This window comes from Bradyrhizobium oropedii (genome assembly GCF_020889685.1).
Taxonomy (GTDB): Bacteria; Pseudomonadota; Alphaproteobacteria; order Rhizobiales; family Xanthobacteraceae; genus Bradyrhizobium; species Bradyrhizobium oropedii.
In genome coordinates this window covers 1-19,692 of sequence record NZ_JACMYO010000001.1, presented here as the reverse complement: position 1 = coordinate 19,692, position 19,692 = coordinate 1, and the positions used below count along the sequence as shown (strand labels likewise).

General features: G+C 60.8%; 17 protein-coding genes. 5 read left to right on the top strand and 12 right to left on the bottom strand.

The window, feature by feature from the left end; genetic code table 11:
• Nucleotides 1-5 precede the first annotated feature (5 nt).
• Genes H8A95_RS00085 through H8A95_RS00070 form a run of 4 tightly spaced genes read right to left on the bottom strand, consistent with a single transcriptional unit; the run spans nucleotide 6 to nucleotide 3,864 of the window.
• The gene (locus tag H8A95_RS00085; protein ID WP_229181228.1) at nucleotides 6-1,406 is read right to left on the bottom strand and encodes an ABC transporter substrate-binding protein; all 1,401 of its coding nucleotides are present in this window, start codon (nucleotides 1,404-1,406) and stop codon (nucleotides 6-8) included.
• A 51-nt stretch (nucleotides 1,407-1,457) separates the two neighbouring features.
• Nucleotides 1,458-1,838 (bottom strand): cupin, encoded by a 381-nt coding sequence (locus H8A95_RS00080; RefSeq protein ID WP_163152046.1) that lies wholly within the window; start codon nucleotides 1,836-1,838, stop codon nucleotides 1,458-1,460.
• A gap of 17 nt (nucleotides 1,839-1,855) precedes the next feature.
• Entirely contained in the window at nucleotides 1,856-3,325 is a 1,470-nt protein-coding gene (locus H8A95_RS00075; protein ID WP_229181227.1) for a 4-hydroxyphenylacetate 3-hydroxylase family protein, read from the bottom strand.
• Nucleotides 3,326-3,345: 20 nt separating this feature from the next.
• Nucleotides 3,346-3,864 (bottom strand): flavin reductase family protein, encoded by a 519-nt coding sequence (locus H8A95_RS00070; RefSeq protein WP_229181226.1) that lies wholly within the window; start codon nucleotides 3,862-3,864, stop codon nucleotides 3,346-3,348.
• A gap of 153 nt (nucleotides 3,865-4,017) precedes the next feature.
• Here H8A95_RS00070 and H8A95_RS00065 point away from each other — a divergent pair, with 153 nt between their 5' ends.
• From H8A95_RS00065 to H8A95_RS00045, 5 genes are all read left to right on the top strand, one after another.
• Nucleotides 4,018-4,623 carry a MarR family transcriptional regulator gene (locus tag H8A95_RS00065; RefSeq protein ID WP_163152042.1) on the top strand — a complete coding sequence of 202 codons (606 nt, stop codon included), beginning with the start codon at nucleotides 4,018-4,020 and terminating at the stop codon, nucleotides 4,621-4,623.
• A gap of 208 nt (nucleotides 4,624-4,831) precedes the next feature.
• Nucleotides 4,832-5,560 (top strand): Csu type fimbrial protein, encoded by a 729-nt coding sequence (locus tag H8A95_RS00060; protein ID WP_229181225.1) that lies wholly within the window; start codon nucleotides 4,832-4,834, stop codon nucleotides 5,558-5,560.
• 78 nt (nucleotides 5,561-5,638) lie between these two features.
• Complete coding sequence (locus H8A95_RS00055; RefSeq protein WP_229181224.1) at nucleotides 5,639-6,382, top strand: fimbrial biogenesis chaperone; 744 nt, start codon at nucleotides 5,639-5,641, stop codon at nucleotides 6,380-6,382.
• Between the two features lie 40 nt (nucleotides 6,383-6,422).
• Nucleotides 6,423-8,822: a fimbria/pilus outer membrane usher protein gene (locus H8A95_RS00050; protein ID WP_229181223.1), complete on the top strand. Its 2,400-nt coding sequence runs from the start codon at nucleotides 6,423-6,425 to the stop codon at nucleotides 8,820-8,822.
• An 87-nt stretch (nucleotides 8,823-8,909) separates the two neighbouring features.
• On the top strand, nucleotides 8,910-9,902 hold the full coding sequence (locus H8A95_RS00045; protein ID WP_229181222.1) for a Csu type fimbrial protein: 993 nt from the start codon (nucleotides 8,910-8,912) through the stop codon (nucleotides 9,900-9,902).
• Nucleotides 9,903-10,520: 618 nt separating this feature from the next.
• Here the strand turns inward: H8A95_RS00045 and H8A95_RS00040 are convergent.
• The 8 genes from H8A95_RS00040 to H8A95_RS00005 form a co-directional block, all read right to left on the bottom strand.
• Nucleotides 10,521-11,228, bottom strand: a complete 708-nt coding sequence (locus H8A95_RS00040; RefSeq protein ID WP_229181221.1) for a L,D-transpeptidase — start codon at nucleotides 11,226-11,228, stop codon at nucleotides 10,521-10,523.
• Between the two features lie 1,266 nt (nucleotides 11,229-12,494).
• Nucleotides 12,495-13,397 carry an AraC family transcriptional regulator gene (locus H8A95_RS00035; protein WP_229181220.1) on the bottom strand — a complete coding sequence of 301 codons (903 nt, stop codon included), beginning with the start codon at nucleotides 13,395-13,397 and terminating at the stop codon, nucleotides 12,495-12,497.
• 604 nt (nucleotides 13,398-14,001) lie between these two features.
• Nucleotides 14,002-15,219, bottom strand: coding sequence for an acyl-CoA dehydrogenase family protein (locus tag H8A95_RS00030; RefSeq protein WP_229181219.1), 1,218 nt, complete (start codon nucleotides 15,217-15,219; stop codon nucleotides 14,002-14,004).
• A gap of 38 nt (nucleotides 15,220-15,257) precedes the next feature.
• Nucleotides 15,258-15,683 (bottom strand): phasin family protein, encoded by a 426-nt coding sequence (locus tag H8A95_RS00025; RefSeq protein ID WP_229171710.1) that lies wholly within the window; start codon nucleotides 15,681-15,683, stop codon nucleotides 15,258-15,260.
• A gap of 21 nt (nucleotides 15,684-15,704) precedes the next feature.
• Entirely contained in the window at nucleotides 15,705-16,637 is a 933-nt protein-coding gene (gene phaZ / locus H8A95_RS00020) for a poly(3-hydroxyalkanoate) depolymerase (protein ID WP_229181218.1), read from the bottom strand.
• Nucleotides 16,630-18,333, bottom strand: coding sequence for an alpha/beta fold hydrolase (locus H8A95_RS00015; protein ID WP_229181217.1), 1,704 nt, complete (start codon nucleotides 18,331-18,333; stop codon nucleotides 16,630-16,632). Before H8A95_RS00015 ends, phaZ begins: the two co-directional genes overlap by 8 nt.
• A gap of 5 nt (nucleotides 18,334-18,338) precedes the next feature.
• Nucleotides 18,339-18,821, bottom strand: a complete 483-nt coding sequence (locus H8A95_RS00010) for a MaoC family dehydratase (RefSeq protein WP_229172467.1) — start codon at nucleotides 18,819-18,821, stop codon at nucleotides 18,339-18,341.
• A 39-nt stretch (nucleotides 18,822-18,860) separates the two neighbouring features.
• Nucleotides 18,861-19,692, bottom strand: an 832-nt coding sequence (locus H8A95_RS00005) for an AMP-binding protein (protein WP_229181216.1), incomplete at its 5' end; no start/stop codon positions are given.

Sequence of the window (19,692 nt, the reverse complement as noted above, 5' to 3'; positions counted from 1 at the left end):
GGACGCTATCGTTCGCCTATCTTGTAGCTCCCGGGCTTCGGAAGGCCCTTCGCAAACTCGGGCTTGAGCGTCGAAATCCACGCCAGCGGATCCTGACCGGCCTGCGGCAGCAGGCTGTCGCCCTTGTAGCGCACCATGTCGCCGATCGCGGGGAATGGCTGGGCCGATGTCTTCACGGTGACGCCGACGATCTGGTCGACGAGACCGTCGTTGTCGGCTCGCGTCTGCACGGTCCCGGTCAGGGTCGTGACCTTGCTGCCCTTCATGGCGTCCGCGAGTTCGGCGCGCGTCGGCCACTTTGCGCCGTTCTTCTGCATCGCAGCCTCGTAGGCGGCTTTCACATAGATCAGCGTATTGGCCATCTTGATGGACGGGAACACCGGGTACTCGCCGAAGCGCGACTTGTATGCCTCGGCGAACTTCACCGTCTCGGGATTGGCCTTGGCGTCCGGCGACATCCACCAGCCGTCGCCGAGAACACCGACGATCACCCCGTCAGGCAACGGCACGCGCTGCAGGACGGTCTCGCCGAGCGCGAGGATCACCTGACTGGAGGTGAAAAGCCCCCGCGGCGTAGCCTGCCGGACGAAATTCTCGAGGTCGGCGCCCCAGAGGTTGGAGAAGACGACGTCCGGACGCGCAGTCGTGAGGCGGGAAATCTCGGTCTGGTAGTTCGGCGAGCCGAGCTTCGGATAGAGTTCGGCGACGATCTGGATATCCGGCTTCAACGCCTTCAGCGCTGCGGTGAAGATCTTGGCCGCGTCATGGCCGAACGCATAGTCCGGATTGATGATCGCCACCGTCTTCACGTCCGGCTTGCGATCCAGAAGATAGATTGCGTAGGCGATGAACTCAGGCACCGTGTTGCCGTTGGGACGGAACACGTACTTGCTCTTGCCGTCCATGAGCAACTGATGAGTATCGCAGTTCCAGCCCACGGTCGGGACCTCAAGCTGCTCGGCGATCGGAGCCAGCGCGAGGCAGGTCGCGCTCGACAGAGCAGCGACCATCACCTGATTCTTTGCATCGCCCGCCAGCCGGCGATATTCCGCGATCACGCCTTGCGCGCCCTGGGCCTCGTCGACATAGGTCGCGGTGACCGATACGCCTCCGATCCCGCCCTTGGCATTGATCTCGTCGATCATGAGATCGGCGGCGTTCTTGCCGGGCATGCCATAGGCCGCGGCGGGGCCGGACGTGAATGTAAAGACGCCAAGTCCCACCGAACTCGGCTTGTCCTGCGCGGCGACCGGAGTTGTCGCCACGAGGCCGATCGCGAGAGCACCGGCGAGACCATCGACCACCAATCGACGATTGGCCGGGGGCAGCCCCCGATCGAGCCTGAAGAGCAATTGCAGCAAGGACAGGCAACGCGCGAATACGATCGAGATACCATTGAACGCCATATTTTCCCCCTTGAGCGGTCGAAGGATGTTGTCGGTGCTGTCGAACCGGCCTCAGACCGGATCGAAATAGTGCATTTCGAGAAGCAGGCAGCCGTTGACGGACTTGAACGGACCGTGGGGCGCGTGCGGCGGCCGACAGGCATAGGTGTTCGGCGGAAAGCTCTTGCCGCCCTCGCCCTTCTCGTCATTGCCAACAATCAAGTCGCCCGAGACGAGATAGACCTCTTCCCAATACTCGTGCGAAAACGGCGCGGTCGTGTAGACGCCCGGGGCAAAGCGCAGCAGCCGGGTTCGCGTCCCGCGCCGCTTCTCCTCGTCGAGCCCTCCCGCAACGATCTTCTGCTGGATGCCGGCCGGGTAGCCTGCGGGCGTTTCCCAACCGGTGCTCATGTCGAGCGTGTAGAATTCGTCGTGCTTCTTGTTGACGGGCATATGTTGTCTCCGTTGGATCAGGCGGCTTTGCTGGCGGTCGACACGCCATTCAGGTCGTAGGAATCGAGCATCGTCTGGACCAGGCGGTCGGCGCCGGCCCAATCGTAGGTCCGATAGGAATGTCCCTTGGTGACGAAGGTCGCACCGGCGTAGAACATCTCGTACTGCTGGTGGCGGGAGCCGAATTCGGATCCGACCGCATCCCAGGCGAGCTTGTAGAACTTCACACGCTCGTACGAATTGGCCTTCGGCGACTGCTGCGTCTTGCCGATCAAGGCCGCGATCTCCGGATTGTCAAAGTCGGCGACCGATGAGGGCAGCATGATCATGCCGCCACCGGCGAGTTCGCGCAGCGTATTGATGATGTGCGCGTAGAGCTGTTGCGTCAGCACCTGCGCGGAATAGAGCGTGTGCCGGTCCGGGATGAAATAAGGGCCGACCAGCGAGCCCTTGGCTTCCATCGCCGCCACCAGCGCATCGACCATGCCGGTCTCGGCCGCGAGCTGACCGAGCATCTCGCGCACCTGCGGGAACTGAGTGACGCCATTCATTTCGGCGGTGCGATGCGCGAGGCCGGCCAGGAACTTGAGCTTCACGCTGAGGCGCACCATCGCCTGATAGTTCTGATAGACGTGGCAGGGCGTGGCGTGAAACTGCTTCTGGCACATCTCGACGTTGCCCTCGATGAAAACGCGATCCCAGGGAACCTTCACGTCGTCGAAATAGAGAACCGAGTCGTTCTCGTCGAAGCGGCTCGACAACGGATTGTCGAACACCGCGCCGGCCGCGTCCTCGTAGGACTTGCGCGACAGCATCTTGAGGCCCTTCGAGTTCATCGGGATCGCAAAGGACATCGCGTAACGCTCTTCGCCTGGACGCATCGGCTGGATGGTCGTCACGAAAACCTCGTCGGCGACCACACCTCCCGTGGCGAGCATCTTGGCGCCGCGAACCGTGATCCCCTCTGCGTCGCGATCGACGACCCCGGCCGTAAGGAATGGATCCGCCTGCTCGGCCGCCCCCTTTGAACGATCGGCCTGCGGATTGATGATGACGTAAGTCAGGTAGAGGTCATTGTCGCGCGCATAGCGGTAGTAGCTGTCGAGTGCGCCCGCCCGAGCCGGATCGTACGCCTTGAAGACGTCGAGCCCCATGTACAGACCGGAGATGCACGACGCGACATGGTCCGGGGCACGGCCCATGAAGCCGGCATGTAGCGAAGCCCAAGCTTCCAGTGCCTTCCGCCGCTGGACGAGGTCGGCATAGGATGTCGGAAGCTGCCAAATCCGGTTGGCACGTCCGGCGTCGGTCTCGAACGTCATGAGATCGACGTTCTCCCTGGCGCTCGCAAAATCGAACAGCCCGGCCATCGAATTGGCGAGATTCCGATAGGCCCGATGAGCAGTCACGTCGCCGACCGCAGCCCCGTTGATGTAGATGGTCCGCCCGTCCCTCAGTCCAGACAGATATTCCTTTGCACTACGCATCGCGGTTCTCCGGTTCGAAACTAGTAATGGATGGGAAGCGGCCAGGTCGGCTCGCGCTCGCTTTCGTCGACGAGGTCGCGATAGCGGCCCCGAAAGAAGATCAATGGCGCGGCCGGCTCATTGCGCGCGGTGTGGCGGACCACGCGGACGACAAAGATCACATGATCGCCGCCGTCGTAGTTTCCGAACGGCGCGCATTCGAAATGAGCCAGAGCCCCCGATATCAGCGGCGCCTCGGCATGACCAACTGAGGTCTTGACCTGGTCCCACTTGTTGGAGAGCGCGCGCGCGAACTGGTTGGAGATCTGTTCTTGATCGCGGGCGAGGATATTGACGGCGAAGCCTTTGGCTTCGAGCATTGCAGGCAGGCTTTTTGCCTTGCGGTCGACACTGAACAGGACCAGCGGTGGATCGAGGGAGACGGAATTAAACGAGCTCATGGTCATGCCAATGAGCTCTTCGCCCTGGCCGCGTGCCGTTACCACAGCAACGCCGGTCGCGAACTCTCCCAACACTCGCCTGAATGCACGGTCCTCCATGGGACGCCTGCCTCGCTGCTTCGACCCTGATTTATAATTGTCAGATAGCTTTCTGACAAAGCTATCCGACAATGTCAAACCCTCTTGCTGGGCGCGCGCATGCGTGCTTCTTAGGCAACTACGCAAGACTATGATTTCGCGGGGAGAACGGCCGTGACTGAAGCGCTTTTGACGGCGTCGAAGCCCGAACTGCTCGACAAGGAGGGAGATCGAACGCTTCGCGGCGTTCTCTACGACTATTTCGCGTTCGGGCGCAGCCTTGATGCCTGCCGTGAAATATTCGCGAGCTTCGTCGATCTGTCGACCACTCAGTATCTGATCCTGATCGCAATCAAGAATTCGACTGCGGAAGAGCCGATGGGTGTCAATCAGGTCGCCGAACGGCTGTATCTGAGCGGCACTTTCGTCACCAACGAAGTCAACAAGCTCGTTTCCGACGGCCTCCTCGAGAAGAGCCCACATCCGGAAGACCGACGGCGCGTGCAGCTTGCACTCACCCAGCACGGCGTTGGCCTATTGATCCGTCTTGCCGCCCTGCAGCGCCCCGTCAACGACGCGTTGTTTGGGATGCTGACGCGCGAGGAGTTCAGGACGCTGTCTCATTTGCTGTCGCGTCTTGCGTCGAACGCGGACCGTGCAGTGAAGCTCGCCGAACATGTCAAAGCGACCCTCAAGTTTCAGGACGATCAGCGAGCTTTGACGACGAATTCGCCGTCCCCCCGCAAGAAGGGACGTGCGACGCTTCGTAATTCTCGATAACGAAGCCGTCAGGATCTCTACCGCTCATGACGGTCTGGCTGCAGGTTCGAGTCCTGCCGGGCCCACCAATGAGTTCAGAGGGAGGCAAACTAAGCCCAAGCGCAGCCAGAGCCGGTGTAGCCCTGAATTCGCCTGCCGACCTTGCTAGCTATTATGGTTTTTGATGGGGCCATAGCTGTCGATAGTTCGATCAGGCCTCGCGAAGCTTTTGCTCATTCAAAATTTACCCAATTTTGATTCTCTTGTTAACGACGATGGCCTGCGTGTCCGGGCACAATTGGCGATGAAAACGAATTCATTGGAAGATACCGAAGAAGTTTGCCGGCCGACCAGGAAAGCGGCTCGCAGGTTTTTCGATCCTTATCGAAGGATTCGCATCCGCGACGACCGTGGACCTTTGCTGAAGCGACGAATGCGGCAGGCTGCGCGAATGGGAGCGCTCGCGCTCTTCGTTGCCGTGGCATCCGGTTATCACACGTCCGCCCAGGCCGGCACATCGACCGCAAATTTAACCGTTCAGATCACCATCACGGCGTCTTGCACAATCAACGCTGCGACGCTCAATTTCGGGAGCGTGGCAGGAACAACGCTGGCAACCACCTTGCAGTCTGGCAGCACAACCGTCTCGGTCACCTGCACCAATGGCAGCCCGTACTCCATCGCCATGGACAACGGAGCAAATGTGTCCGGCAGCCAGCGGCGGATGACGAATGCCGGGAATTTTATCAATTACGATCTCTATACTGATTCAGCCCATACCAACCCCTGGACCACGGCTACCAGCAGCACCACCTGCACGACCACGAACGGCTGCTTTCTCGGCACCGGTAACGGATCGGCGCAGACGATCAACATTTACGGCACCGTTCCCGCTACCGGCACCGCACCGAACACCGGCACCTACACGGACACGGTGGTCATGACTATCACCTATTGAGGCCGCAGCAGCGGCCCGCTGTTCCGTTGCATCTGCGTATCGACGATATTCCTTCCTGGCGCACGATTTCGAAATCGATTGGGCATCGCGATGCATCAAAATTCGACACTGCTGGCCGCATTTGCCGCAAGCCTGGCATGCATGGAGGTCGCCCATGCCACCGCGCTTCGCGTTGAACCCGTTCTCCTGGAACTGAATGCGCCGGCGGCGGCGGCTTCCCTGACGCTGCGCAATGACGAAGATGCCGACGTCGAGGTCCAGACCCGCGTGCTTCGCTGGTCGCAGTCCGACGGCAAGGAGAGTCTTGAACCGACAACCGAGGTGGTGGCATCACCTCCGGCCGTCAGGATGGCGCCTCATTCGGACTACGTCGTGCGAGTTGTGCGAGTGTCGAAACAGCCGGTCAACGGCGAAGAGAGCTATCGTGTCATCGTCGACCAATTGCCGCGAGCAGGCGGCAGCCAGAGTCGCAGCGTCAATCTTTTGGTACGACAGTCGATCCCCGCGTTCTTTCGCGGACGCGAGATCAGCCGGTCGCAGGTTTCCTGGTCGCTCCGCACTGAAGCTGGCCAACTGACGGTCGTGACCCACAATGCCGGCGACGAGCGGCTACGTATCGCAAACCTGCGGCTTAAGGATTCCTCTGGAGCTACCTTGTCCTTTGGCAATGGTCTCCTCGGCTATGTCCTCGGACATTCCTCCATGAGTTGGGCCACACTGAAATATCCTCGCGGCTTTGGATCCGGCGGATCCATCTCTGTCACGGCGGAAACCGACAAGGGCCAGACTCATGCGGTTATTGAGTCGCCGACTCGACGGTAGAAGAGGCTCCACGCTTGTGTCCATCTTAGCACTCCTTGGCATGGTCCTCTGTGCCGGGCGTTCGCGCGCGGGGGAAGCCCAGACAAATCTGCAACTCGATGTCGTGATCAACTCCATGTCCGCCCGAACAATCGGATCATTCGTGCGGTTCGATGACGGTCGTATCGGCGGAACGGTGGAGGAACTGGAAAGCCTCGGCCTGCAACCGGGCCCGCCGCATCGACCGGGCGAGATCATCGCACTCGATGATATCCCGACCCTAAAGTATCGATATGAGGAGAGAACACAGCGGATATTCATTGCCGTCGACGAAGCCGGACGCAAGCCGCAGCTCTTTGACGCAGGCGGCGCCAGCGGGAACCGGCCAAAGGCGCGGGCCGATCCCGGCGCGGTGCTGAATTATGACCTGTTGAGTTCAACCAGCAACGCAGCTACCCCGAGATTGATCGGGCTCGGTTACACATCGCTTTTGCTGGATGCCCGGGCGTTTTCGCCTTACGGCACCGCCGAACAGTCGGCGATCGTCCGCACTGGTCCGCAGCAGCCTGCGCAGGCGACACGGCTGAATTCGTCTTTCCAGTACTCCGACCAGGACCGGATGATCGGCTACGTTGCTGGGGATACGATCAACGGTGGACTGGCTTGGTCGCGGCCGATCAGGATCGGTGGCCTTCAGGCTCAGCGCGATTTTGCCCTGCGGCCCGATCTAATTACGGCGCCGCTCGGGACCATCGGCGGTAGCGCGGCAGTGCCGTCAACCGTCGATGTCTATGTCAACAACATCAAGACATTTTCTCAGGACGTCGCGTCCGGCCCTTTCAGCGTGAACAACGTACCGCTGATTTCCGGCGCCGGCACGACGCAGCTCGTGGTGCGGGATTCCGCAGGTCACGAAATCCAGACGTCGGCGCCGTTTTATGCGACCTCGAGCCTGCTTGCGCCGGGGCTGAGCAGCTGGTCGGTGGAGGGCGGATTGCCGCGGCTGTCCTACGGCTCGAGCAGTGACGTCTATGTCGGCTCGCCGGTCGGGTCTGCAACCCTGCGACGAGGTATCTACGACGGCTTGACGGCAGAGGCGCACGTCGAAGGCGGAGCCGGCGTCATCAACGGTGGCATCGGTGGTGTCTTCAGGACCGGGACGATCGGTGTCGCCGCCGTGGCCTTGGCTGGCAGCGGAAGCGGCACGAACCGCGGTCTGCAGAGCTACGCTTCCTATGAGACGAGGCTCTTCGGCGTGAGCATTTCGGCGAGTTCGCAACACACCTTCGGCACCTATGACGACCTTGCCTCGGCGACCGCAAGATTGCAAAACATCGCGGCGTTGAACGGCGGCCTGCAAAATCTGAACGGTCTGTTCAATTATCTACCCGGCAGTATCGCTTCATTGTCGAACTCGTTTGCCTATGTGACCGGCATCTATGGCAGCGCCCGTGCGCCGGTCGCGCTCGATCGCATCACTTTCAGCGCTCCGATGCCGTTCGACCCCCGGGCCAGTCTAAGTGCAAGCTTTGTCGGTCTGCGCGATGACTCAGGCCATCGTTCCAATATCGTAACGGCCTCTTACTCGCGTTCGTTGCCCTACAATGCGTCGATATTCGCCACCGTCTTCCACGATTTCCGTGCCAAGAGGAATACCGGCATGTTTGCCGGTTTGAGCATCCCTTTTGGCGACTCTGCTTCGATCACGACCGGGGTCTCGAGCGGACGGGGCGGCACAACCGGTAGCGTTGATGCCGTCAAGTCGCTTGGGCCGGAGCCCGGCAGCTACGGCTGGCGCGTCCACGATTCCGAAGGCTCATCGAGGTACCGGGAGGCAACAGCTTCCTACAGGTCGAGCTACGGCACCATCCAGGCAGGCGCAAGCCAGGCGGGATCCGGCAGCGTGGGATCACTGGAATTGCGCGGTTCGATCACCACCATGGGAGGCGGTGTTTTCCTTTCGAACTGGATCGACGACAGTTTCGCGGTGGTCACGACTGGCGTGCCGGATGTCGAGGTCCTCAGCGAGAATCGCCTGGCCGGTGTCACCAATTCCAGCGGCATGCTGTTGATCCCGACGCTCCGGTCCTACCAGAAGAACAAGATTGCGATCGACCCGACGAACCTTCCGGTCGACGACGAAGCAGCAACGACGCATGACATCGTCGCTCCGGCCGATCGCGCCGGGATGCTCGTCAGATTTGACGTCCGCAAAGAGACGACGGCTGCGCTGGTTACCTTTGTCGGGCCTGACAATCGCGTTCTGCCGGCCGGGGCTGTCGGCCATATGACTGGTGGAGTAGAGTTTGTCGTAGGCTACGACGGACAGGCCTATATCAGGGGGCTCTCGTCAATGAACGAAGCCGAAATCGAATTTGCCGACGCACGCTGCCGCGCCACGTTTGCGTTCACTCCGAGGCCCGGCGAACAGGTCTGGATCCCTGGGGTCGCGTGCCGATGATGCAGTCATTCATACGTAAATAGTGTCTTCCTACATCAATCTCCCCAACCATCTGTTCCGACCAACGCGCATTGTGAGATCGAAATCGTGGTCATCGGCTCAAAGCGAACTTTGGTCTTCGCCTTGCTCCTGCAATTTGCAGCATCGTTTTCGGCCCACGCCCAAAGCTGCTCCGTTACCTCGGCGTCCGGCAACTACGGATCTGTCGACATCCTGGCGGGTGGCGCCGTCGATACGACCTCGACATTTACCGTAACATGCAGCGGCTGCACGCTCGGCTGCACGGTCAATGCGTGTGTGCAATTCAACCAGGGGGCGCCCAACAGCAGCAGCTCGGTTCGATCGCTGGGAAGTGGAGCGAATACAGCAATACACGAGCTCTACTCGGATTCCTCGCGCACGCAGGTCTGGGGATCCTGGGGATATGGTACCACCGCGTACGGCTCCGGTGGCGTCAGCATCAATCTCAGTCTTCCTCTTTTGGGCGGGCCCGCGCAACAAACTCTGACCGTCTATGGGCGCTTTCTCGCCAATCAGCAGGCAACGATACCCGGGACCTACGTCTGGAGTACGACATCTCCGGTCGTCGCCTACGCGGCCTATCTTCTTACAAGCCCAAATTGTTCGTCGAACCCGGGAACGACGACAAATGCGGGCTCCTCGCCCTGGACGGCGACAATCGCCGGAAATTGCATTGTTTCGACCGCGCCACTCAACTTCGGTAACGCTTCGCTGTTGACGTCGAATATTGACGGCGTTGGAACGATTTCAGTGAAGTGCACCAATACGACCCCGTACTCGATCGGCCTCGACAACGGACTACATGCAAGCGGCAGCCAACGGCGCATGCAGGCAGGCTCCAGCTTCATCAATTACAATCTCTATGCGGACGCGGCCCGGAGCGGCGTTTGGACAAGTACCACATCCGCTACAACCTGCACGTCCGGTGCCAATACCTGCGTGCTTGGCACAGGAACGGCGTTGAATCAGAACATTTCAGTCTATGGGCGCGTTCCACCGCAAACCTCGCCCCCTCCGGGAGCCTACGCCGACACCATCGTCGTCACCGTGACCTTCTAGCCCGATCTTCCCGGATGAGCGGTTAGAAAGTCCGAAAGTCAAAATCGACACAACGCCGATCGCGGCAAATGTCCAACTCCTTCAATTTCGACAGCCGATGACCGCACCAGTTTCGCACCAGAAAGGAGCTCACCGAAACGCAACGAAAGCGATCAAATTCGAACGAAAGCGCTGCTAAATCAACCAAGCCGATCGTTATCCCGCCGCTCATAACGGTCTGGTTGCAGGTTCGAGTCCTGCCGGCCCACCAATGAGAGCAGCAAAAGATCGATGTGCTTCGGCTCTGAAGATTCGATCCCGCTCGGCGCCCAAGGTTGCCCCCAGGGCAACACTCAAACCCGCAACCGCTACGCCGTCCGCCTCGCCGCAGGCAAGCGCTTGGCGAACCGAGGATGCGCTCGCACCGGAGCAGGCGGCCGTCACGGTTTAATCGCAATCGCGCACGATGCGGAAAGCATGGCGGGCATTCTGGATCGAAAGCGTTCGCGCGGTCCTGCAAGTCCGTCGTGCGCGTGCGCTCGGAAAGAATGCACTTGTCCGCTCGACTCTGACAGAATGGGCCCCGATCTTCGCGCTGCCCATACCGGCAGCGCCTGGACCGGCGGCTGGCGCCGTTGCCTATGCCGGCAGCACGATCACCTTCGTATTGACGGGCGTTCGCGCATAGAGGTCGATCATGTCCTGGCTGAGGAGGCCGGTACAGCCGCTGGTAATGCCGTTCCCAATCGTTTCGGGATCGCTGGTGCTATAGATCGTGTAAAGCGTGTACACCCCTTTTTGATAGAGGTAGAGCACGCGGGCACCAAGTGGATTGTCGAGACCTCCCGGCATGCCGCGAGCATATTTACCCGCCTCCGGCTGGCGCGCGATCATCTCCTTGGGTGGCGTCCAGATAGGCCATTCGGCCTTACGCCCGACATAAGCTTCGCCACTCCACCGGAATCCATCGCGGCCGACATTGGCACCATAGCGGGTCGCGTTTCCCTCGCCTTCGATGCGGTAAACATAGTATTTGCTGGGATTGACGATAATCGTACCAGGCGCCTCATTGCTGTCATAGCGCACTGTCTTGCGAAAATATTTCGGATCGACCTTACCAACATCGACCGCAGGGATCGGGAATTTCTCGTTCGGCACGGGCCCGTAGACTTTTTCCGCCTCGGCCAGGCTCATGTAGTCGGATGCGCAACCGGCCAGGCCCAGTGCGGCGAGACCGGCAGCGGAGCCGAATAGAAACGCCCGGCGGTTGAGAAGCGGCGACCGAAGCCCGGGCAGAGCCCCCTCGCCCATCGCGCCGGCGTCGGCAATTCCACGGTCCATGATCATGATTCCGGATTTTCCGTTGTCCCGTTGTACGGCCGGGCCAGACTATGGCACACGGGGTAGGGAGGGAGGAGGAAAAGCTCTTTATCATTCGAGCCTGAATCTGCTTGACTAACAGACGGCCTTTTGGCCGTCGCTTGGGAGGAAGCAGCTCGCGCCCATTTCCATGCATGTGACGGCCGACGACTTCAAAGCCAAACGTGGGTTTATGGTGCGCTCGCAGGGCGCTCGCATTTGCTGCGATTTCAGTCGCCTATCCCGGCGATGAGGATCAACTTATCAACCTCAAAGAAGCTTTTCAGCCCCCGTTGGCGCCCCGCTACCCTACGTCCCGAACGTAATCAGCGACCGAAAAAATAAACAAAAACAATGAAGCTCGATCCTGATTGACCACCGTTATCGCTGTTCATTCACGGGGTTTCGGTGGTCAATCGGTGGTTGGCGAAGCCTGTTTCCCAAGCGCGAGTGTTGCCTGTCAAATCGGCCAGATGAGGTCGGGTTCTGCGGCGTCCAAGATTGTTGGCAGCCTAAGCCGAGGTCTGCTCTTCTCTCGGAAGCAGCCGTGTCGGCCTACTCAGTGCAGGTCAGCAACGGGCCAGAAGCAGGAGTCCGCAACGCCGGATGAATCAGCGCTACTATGTGCTGCCGGCCGCCATCGGTCAGCTCGGCAATTGCCGACCTATGCGAAACGCACACGCAAGCAGCTGATATCGGAGACCAGGAAACGGCGCGAGGAGCGAACAAAAGCAGCCGGTTTGTCGGAATAGACACGGCTGCTTGTCGGAATGACCGCTACGAGGGCTTACCTAAGCTATTGAAAAGCTTGGTGGGCGCACCAGGGCTCGAACCTGGGACCCGCTGATTAAGAGATAGCGACGGGTCAAGAACAATCAATGACTTACTGGTCGCACCACTGGGCTTATCCGACCGAAAATGGGCATTCGTCGCACGGCACAGAGCGGTCACCGTCGTAGCTCGCCTTTCGCGAGCACCTCCCTGATAGTATGCGCTTCGCCAGGGTGCCGGAGGGCGATGTCGGTGATAGTTCAGAAGCCGTAACACTCCGATCGCGTTTCGCCCGCGCTTTGCGTTGCGTCCGCTTTCGACGAAATGGCGGGCACGGCCGGATTTGCTGCCGCTTCGACCCAGTCGCGATGACCGTTTGCAACATTGGTCTTCCCGGAATCATTGCCACACTCAATAGTGGCCGCCCGCCTATCGGTGTCCTATTTCCGACCAATCCGGGCCCCGAACCACTCGCCGACACGGTCATTGGAGATTTCGTCGCCACGCGCCGGGGGTAAGGCCGGTCAGCTTTGCGAAGACGCGGGTGAAATGAGGCTGGTCGGCAAAGCCACAGGACAGCGCTACATCCGAAAGCGAGAGCGTCTGGTCGCGCAACAAGCTCTTGGCTTCATCAACACGACGCTTCAACAGCCACTGATGCGGCGACAGCCCGGTCGATCGCCGGAAAGCCCGCGAAAAGTGGGCCAACGATACCCCGCAATCATTTGCCAGATCGGCCAGCGAGACGTCACCTTCCAGATTGGCAGCAAGGGTCTCTTCAGCGCGCCTCATCTGCCAAGGTGCGAGTCCTCCACGTAGTGGGCGAACGACCAGTTGCATGCCGCCATAGGTCTTGGCGGCATGTATGCCGACCGCCATCGTCACATGCTCCACGAAAACGCGGCTCGCCTGTTCGGGATTGTCGAACGCGGGCATGAGAGAGGTGACCAATGCCCGGATCGTCGAATCGTCGACACCGACGCCGGGTCGATAGCGCAACTCCGAAATTTGACGCGCTTCGGCGCCGTCGGCAATTAAGTTCAACGCGGCGCGCGGGAAATAGAAATGAACGGAATGGAATGGATTGTTGATGGTGAATTGCGGGTTGCGCTTCATATCGTAGATCGTCGTCTCGCCGGCCCTCAACGAGGTCACGGGAGCCACTCGCTCATCCTCAAACCATTCGTGGACCGGATAATCGACAAGTTGAAGCGCTACCACAAAGGCGTCTTCGCGAATTTGCGACCCCGATGTGCCGTGCTCCGGATCGTCGGAGCGGACCTCCGTGACCGCAATATTCGTATTCTGTAGCGAACGGAAAAACACAGCCGAGCGCGCCCGCAGGCGCTTGCCGAACTCTTCTCCATAGGCGCTGCTCTGTGGCATACCGCAGACTAAGCCCTCAGAAAGTTCGTCACGATGCGCATTGTTCAGTGCGATAGAATACTTGTCTCGCGCAGCGAAGCAAGGACCGCCTGCACGTGCGTCTTTTACAGTTCTTGCTTGTTTTGGCGAAGGTCGGGGGAGAGTACTTGCAGACTAAGTCAGCGCCGCTTGTGGCCTTCGCGTCATTTCGCGGCAACGCAGCAATTCGGTCGCTATTGGTGCATAGCGGACTTTGGCAACTCGTCCGCCTGCAGGTTTATGGGGTTCGGCCTAAGTCGACCCAACATGTTATCACTGCCCACCGCCGGGATTTCACAGGGTGACCTTATGATAAAGGCAGATGTCACATGCCCACACTGCGGGGCCGGTTTCCGGCGAATTGAATTGTCATCCGTCCCCGGCACCAAGGGCGAGTATCGCTGCCCGGTCTGCGATGTCGGGCTGGAGCTGTTGGACGGCAGCAAACTCGTTGCGTACCGCCTCACAATCCAACCGTCCATTCGCGGCCTGAATAAGTAGCGATGTCTGCGCTACTTGACCGGCGGCTTCTTACCAGCCACTTGCCATACCCCGATCACCGGCGCGCGACCGAGATATCCGCAAGTCAGACGAACGCGCTCAAGCCCGTGATCGACTTGCCGACGATCAACGTGTTCATCTCCCTGGTCCCCTCATAGGAGTAGATCGCCTCCGCGTCGGCCACGAACCGCCCGATGTGATTTTCCAGCAGGATGCCGTTGCCGCCGAGTAATTCGCGCGCATACCCGACGGTCTCGCGACACTTGACGGTGCAGAACGCCTTCGCCAGCGAGGCATGCTCGTCCAGCATCACGCCTTCGTCCTGCAACTGCGCGAGCCGCAGCATCATTGCCTGCGTTGACGTGACGTTGCCGAGCATCCTCACCAGCAGATCCTGCACGAGCTGGAATCCGCCGATCGGCTTGCCGAACTGCTTTCGCTCGGTCGCATAACGCAAGGCGTGCTCGTAGGCGCCCATCTGGCAGCCGACGGCAAACCAAGCCACCCCGGTGCGGGTCATCCTCAGGACCTTGGCGGTGTCCTTGAAGGTATTGGCATTCTGCAGACGATCCGCCTCGGGCACGCGGCAGTCCTTCAACGTGATCAGCCCGTTCTGCACGACGCGGAGCGCCATCTTGGTCTTGATCTTCTCGACCGAGAAGCCCGGATTGTCCTTTCCCACCACGAAGCCCTTGACCTGATTCGAACTCTCTTCGCGCGCCCAGATCACGTTGATGTCGGCGAAGGTGGCGTTGCCGATCCATTTCTTTTGGCCGTTGAGGATCCAGACGTCGCCCTCCCGGCGGCAGGTCGTCGTCATCCCACCAGACGTGGCGGAGCCGACCAGAGGCTCGGTCAGGCCAAATGACCCAATCTTTGCGAATCGCATCATGGCGGGCAGCCAGCGCCGCTTCTGCGCCTCGTCGCCACATAGATAGATCGAGCCCGCCGACAGCCCGGTGTGAACGCCCCAGAACGTCGCCACCGAAGAATCGACGCGTGCCAGTTCCATGGCGACAAAGCCATTCAACAGCCAACTGCCACCGGCCGCGCCATAGCCATGGTAGCCGACGCCGCCGATCCCGATTTCGGCCATCTTCGGAATGATCGCGAACGGGAATTCATCGCGCCCCCAGTACTCTTCGATGACGGGAGCAACCACGCCTTCCGTGAAGTCGCGAACGCGACGGAGCAGCGCGCGTTCGCTGTCGCTCAGCACGTTGGCGATCCTGTAGAAGTCGCCGTCGATCGGCGGCGGAGCGTAGTCCGGCTTTGCAGCCCGTGTCGCCTGCGGGTTCGCCATAGGTCCCTCCCTTGTACGTGCCGAGACGCTTCTTGACGTCAGACTGATTTGTTCGGACGAACGCTGGCGCGGAACTCCTCAAAGCTCTCCTTCACGCGATCCTGGATGATCTTCGCCGCCTCCGCGGTCGACTGCCGCGCGGTCGATGCGCTTTCCTGGGCGCCCTGGACCGCGATCTCAAACATCTTCCTCGCGAACTCGGTCTGCAGCGCGATGTTCTCCTGGATCTTGAGCGGCTTGTATTCGCGCGCGAGCGTCGTCGCCTCCCGCAATCCCGCTTCCAGCACCTCGCGCTGCTTCTGCGCCACCGACTGCGCGCCCTGCGCGGCGACCTTCGCACTCTGACTGAGCGCGTCGATGTTCTTCTTCTGGACCTGAAGCAACTCGTCCACGTTCAGCTTCGGCAAACCGAGATCGCTTCCGAACTTCCTCAGCATCTCGAAGTATGAGCTTGTGTCCGTCATGTTATCCTCCTTGTGCTGTGCTTAGGATTGGTGGCGTCCGCCTTCGGACGTCGGAACGAGATCTCTGACGCGAGCAAACGGTCGCGAAAGCGGGGATTGCGGCTCGACCTGCGGGATCTCGTTAGCCAGAAACTCCTCGATCAGGGCTGCGGTTTCAGCGGGCCGCGTCACCATGAACAAGTGCCCGTCATCGATCATGCGGAGTTCGGCGTTCGGAATCAGACTTGTCAGGATGTGACCGTTGATCGGCGGGACCAGCGGGTCGTCGCTGCCCATCAGGACCAACGTCGGCTGCGGCAGCGACCATAACCAGGGCAGGCTGGTCCAGCCGGTCATCGCGAGAAGCTGGTACAGGTAACCCAGGTTGCGCGCACCATGCATCGCGGATGCATGCCGACCGATCAATGACGGATCGTAGCGAAATGCGCCTCCATAGATATCCGCCGCAACCCGGTTCATGTAGTCCTTGTCGGTGTAGCGGCGCGGCGTCGCCATCTTCCACAACACCGAGGGGCTCGCCGGCACCATGGTGAAACCAGGCGCCGTCGCTGCAAGCACCAGCCGCCGGCACAGCTTTGGATATTGATGGGCGAATTGCTGTGCAATTCCCCCGCCCCAGGACACGCCGGCCGTATCGACTTCCGTGTAGCCCAGCTCCGCAACGAGATCAGCCGCAAGCCGCGCCAACGTCGACGGGCGATACGGCAGCAGCGGGCGCGGCGAGCCGCCGACGCCCGGCACGTCGAAGATGATGGCGGTCGTGTGTGTGAGCGCTTGAAGGAATGGTTTCGCCAACTCCCAGTTGGCGCCGATCCCGTTGAACAGCAGCAGCGGCGGTCCGCTGCCGCCGCCATGCCTGACCGCGACCTGAAGCACCTGGTCGTCGACCGTCATCTGCCGGGTTTCGATCGCGCCCGGTTCGGCCGTATGCCTGCTGGCGAGCTTGTCACTCAAAAACGTAGGTCCCCGGGGCCGCAACGAGTGTCGGATAACGCGTGCTACCGAGCGAGGCAGGCGCCGCCACCTCGTCACCCGAGCGCGCATGCAGCCAGTCGCGCCAGTCGAGCCACCAGCTTCCCTTCCGCTTCTCCGCCGAAGCCAGGAACGCGTCAGGCGTATCCGCGCTGATCGGTCCGATCATGAACGACGCCTTCGGATTGGTCGGCGGATTAAGCAGGCTCTGCAGGTGTCCGCTGTTCGAGAGCACGAAAGTGGTGCCCTCGCCCATGATCTGGGCCGTCTTGTAGACGCCCTTCCATGGCGTGATGTGGTCGGTGACCCCGGCGACGACATAGCTGTCGGCCTTGACCTTGCTCATATCGACGGTCTTGTCGTTCAGCGTGAGCTTGCCGGCGTTCACGAACGGATTGGTGAAATAGAGATCGAGATAGTCGCCATGCAGCGCAGCCGGAAGCCGGGTCGTGTCGGCGTTCCAGTAAAGGATGTCGAACGCCGGCGGCTGGTTGCCGAGCAGGTAGTTGTTCACCCAGTAGTTCCAGATCAGGTCGTTCGGCCGCATCCAGGCGAACATCCGCGCCAGTTCGTGGCCGTCGACGATGCCGCGCAGCCGTGAAACCTCTTTCGCCGCGCGCATGGTTTCAGGCGTCATCAGGCAGCCGAAAGTGCTCTCCTCGGCCGAGTTGGGATCCAGCAGGCAAACCGCGAGCACCAGGTTCTTGATTTTCTTCTCGGCGGCGCTGCCGAGGGTCGCGAAATAGGCGGTCGATGTGATGCCGCCGGAGCAGGATCCCATCATGGAAATGTCGTCGCAGCCGGAGATTTCGCGCACCGCGTCGACGGCCTCGTCGAGCGCAGCGACGTAGGTGTCCAGTCCCCAGTCGCGATGGGCTGCCGTCGGGTTACGCCAGCTGACGGCAAAGGTCTGGATTCCGTTCTCGAGCAGGAAGCGGACCATGCTCTTGTCCGGCGAAAGATCGAGCGCGTAGTACTTGTTGATCTGTGGCGGCGTCACCAGCAGCGGCCGCTTCCGGACGGTCGGCGTCATCGGCGTGTACTGGATCAACTCCAGCAACTCGTTGCGCAGCACGACCGCGCCAGGTGTCACCGCAAGATTCTCCCCGACCTTGAAGGCGCTCGTGTCCACCATCGACGGCATGCCGCGATTGTGCGCGAGATCGTCGAAGTAATTCTTCAACCCGTGCCACATGCTTTGTCCGCCAGTGTCGATGAACTTGCGGACCGCGGCCGGATTGGTGAGCATCGTGTTGGTCGGTGCGACGGCATCGATCAGGATTTCCGTGATCAGGTGCGCACGCGCCTTGTCGATGTCGCTGAGGCTGGTCTTGTCGACCAGGCCGTTAACAGCTTCGCCCCACGCCAGATAGGCCTTGAGCAGGCCAGAGTGCAACGAGCTCTCCTTCCATGTCGGGTCCGAAAACCGCCGGTCGCCGGCCTTCGGCGCTCGTTCGGATTTACCGGCGGCGATGGAGCCGAGTTCACCAACGAACGAAAGCCACTGTTCGGTTGCGACCTTCGGTTCATTCATGACCGCCTTAAACAGGATGCCGGCGCTGTCGACCAGGTCCTGGCCCCGGATGCCAACCAGTGGATTGAGCGCCAGCGTGTTTTTGGATGCCGCCTCGGACATTTCCGATGCCAACGAGGCCGGGCTGCGATCCTTCGTGCTCATTGCTGTCACGCTCCCTTGGCAGGAATCTTGGCGGGAATCAGAAGCGCCAACGTTTCAGCTATCAACGCGGGTTTCTCGGACCCCTCAACGTCCAGCGTGTTCTGGGTCTTCATGATCACCTGTCCGCCTTCCCTCGGCTCGATCCCGGCGAGTACGACGCGCAGCCTCACGCGCGCACCGGCCGGCACCGGCGCCAGGAAGCGGACCTTGTCGATGCCATAGTTCAGCCCGGCCGCGGCGTCGGTCGGGATGATCCCGACTTCCATCGCCAGCGACGCCACCATCGCGAGCGTCAGATAGCCGTGCGCGATCGGACCACGGAACGGACTCTCCCGTTTCGCCCTTTCCACGTCGACATGAATCCATTGATGATCGCCGGTGCAGGCCGCAAAGGTGTCGATGCGCTGCTGGTCTATCGTGACCCAGTCGGACATGCCGAGCTCGTGTCCGATTTTCTCGTTCAATCCGGCAAGGGTGAGGTTGCCCATATCTTCCTCCCTGGTCTTTTCGTAGTCGCGTCCGAACCGTTACATGTCGCCGTATCGCTCGCGCAGTTCCTTCTTGTTGATCTTGCCGACGCTCGTCTTGGGAATGCTGTCGATGAACAGGATCTGCCCGGGAATTCCGTATTTCGATATGACGCCCTTGTCGGCGAACGCCTTGAGGTGGTCCTTGATGGACGCGCCACTGACGCCATCGGCATCGGCTGCCTTCTTGACCACGAGCGCCAGCGGCCGCTCGCCCCATTTGTCGTCCTTGACACCGATCACGGCGGCCTCCGCGACACCGGCGCATTGCGTGATCAAATCCTCGATCTGCAGCGACGAGACCCATTCGCCGCCGGTCTTGATCACGTCCTTGATACGGTCGGTGATGTGCACGTAGCCGCCCGGGCTGACCACGGCGATATCGCTGGTGTGCAGATAGCCGCCGGCCCAGAGCTCCTCCGAGCCTTCGGGATTGTTGAAGTAGCCCTGGGTGAGCCAGGGCGCGCGCAGCACGATCTCTCCGGCCGACTTGCCGTCATGCGGGACGTCGTTCATGTCGGGGTCGACGATGCGCAGGTCGACCAGCGGCCCGGCGATGCCGGCCCTAGCACGGAATTCGACCTCGCCGTCAGGATCGCCGCTGAGATCCTTGGATCGGACATGCGACACCGCGGCAAGCGGGCCGGTCTCCGACATCCCGTAGCCAGCGAAGATATCGATGCCGGCCTCCATCGCCTGCTTGGCCAGCGCCTTCGGCAGCGCGGAGCCACCGATCACCATCTTCAGGCCGTTCAGATCGACCTTGGCCGCAGCGGCGGCATTGAGTAGCATCTGCAAAATGGTCGGCACGCCATGGGTGAATGTGACGCCT

What these genes read in the sequence shown, in the direction of transcription:
- H8A95_RS00085 (WP_229181228.1), bottom strand. Translation starts at nt 1,406, where the DNA reads ATGGCGTTCAATGGTATCTCGATCGTATTCGCGCGTTGCCTGTCCTTG.
- H8A95_RS00080 (WP_163152046.1), bottom strand. Translation starts at nt 1,838, where the DNA reads ATGCCCGTCAACAAGAAGCACGACGAATTCTACACGCTCGACATGAGC.
- H8A95_RS00075 (WP_229181227.1), bottom strand. Translation starts at nt 3,325, where the DNA reads ATGCGTAGTGCAAAGGAATATCTGTCTGGACTGAGGGACGGGCGGACC.
- H8A95_RS00070 (WP_229181226.1), bottom strand. Translation starts at nt 3,864, where the DNA reads ATGGAGGACCGTGCATTCAGGCGAGTGTTGGGAGAGTTCGCGACCGGC.
- H8A95_RS00050 (WP_229181223.1), top strand. Translation starts at nt 6,423, where the DNA reads ATGGTCCTCTGTGCCGGGCGTTCGCGCGCGGGGGAAGCCCAGACAAAT.
- H8A95_RS00040 (WP_229181221.1), bottom strand. Translation starts at nt 11,228, where the DNA reads ATGATCATGGACCGTGGAATTGCCGACGCCGGCGCGATGGGCGAGGGG.
- H8A95_RS00035 (WP_229181220.1), bottom strand. Translation starts at nt 13,397, where the DNA reads ATGCCACAGAGCAGCGCCTATGGAGAAGAGTTCGGCAAGCGCCTGCGG.
- H8A95_RS00030 (WP_229181219.1), bottom strand. Translation starts at nt 15,219, where the DNA reads ATGGCGAACCCGCAGGCGACACGGGCTGCAAAGCCGGACTACGCTCCG.
- H8A95_RS00025 (WP_229171710.1), bottom strand. Translation starts at nt 15,683, where the DNA reads ATGACGGACACAAGCTCATACTTCGAGATGCTGAGGAAGTTCGGAAGC.
- H8A95_RS00015 (WP_229181217.1), bottom strand. Translation starts at nt 18,333, where the DNA reads ATGAGCACGAAGGATCGCAGCCCGGCCTCGTTGGCATCGGAAATGTCC.
- H8A95_RS00010 (WP_229172467.1), bottom strand. Translation starts at nt 18,821, where the DNA reads ATGGGCAACCTCACCCTTGCCGGATTGAACGAGAAAATCGGACACGAG.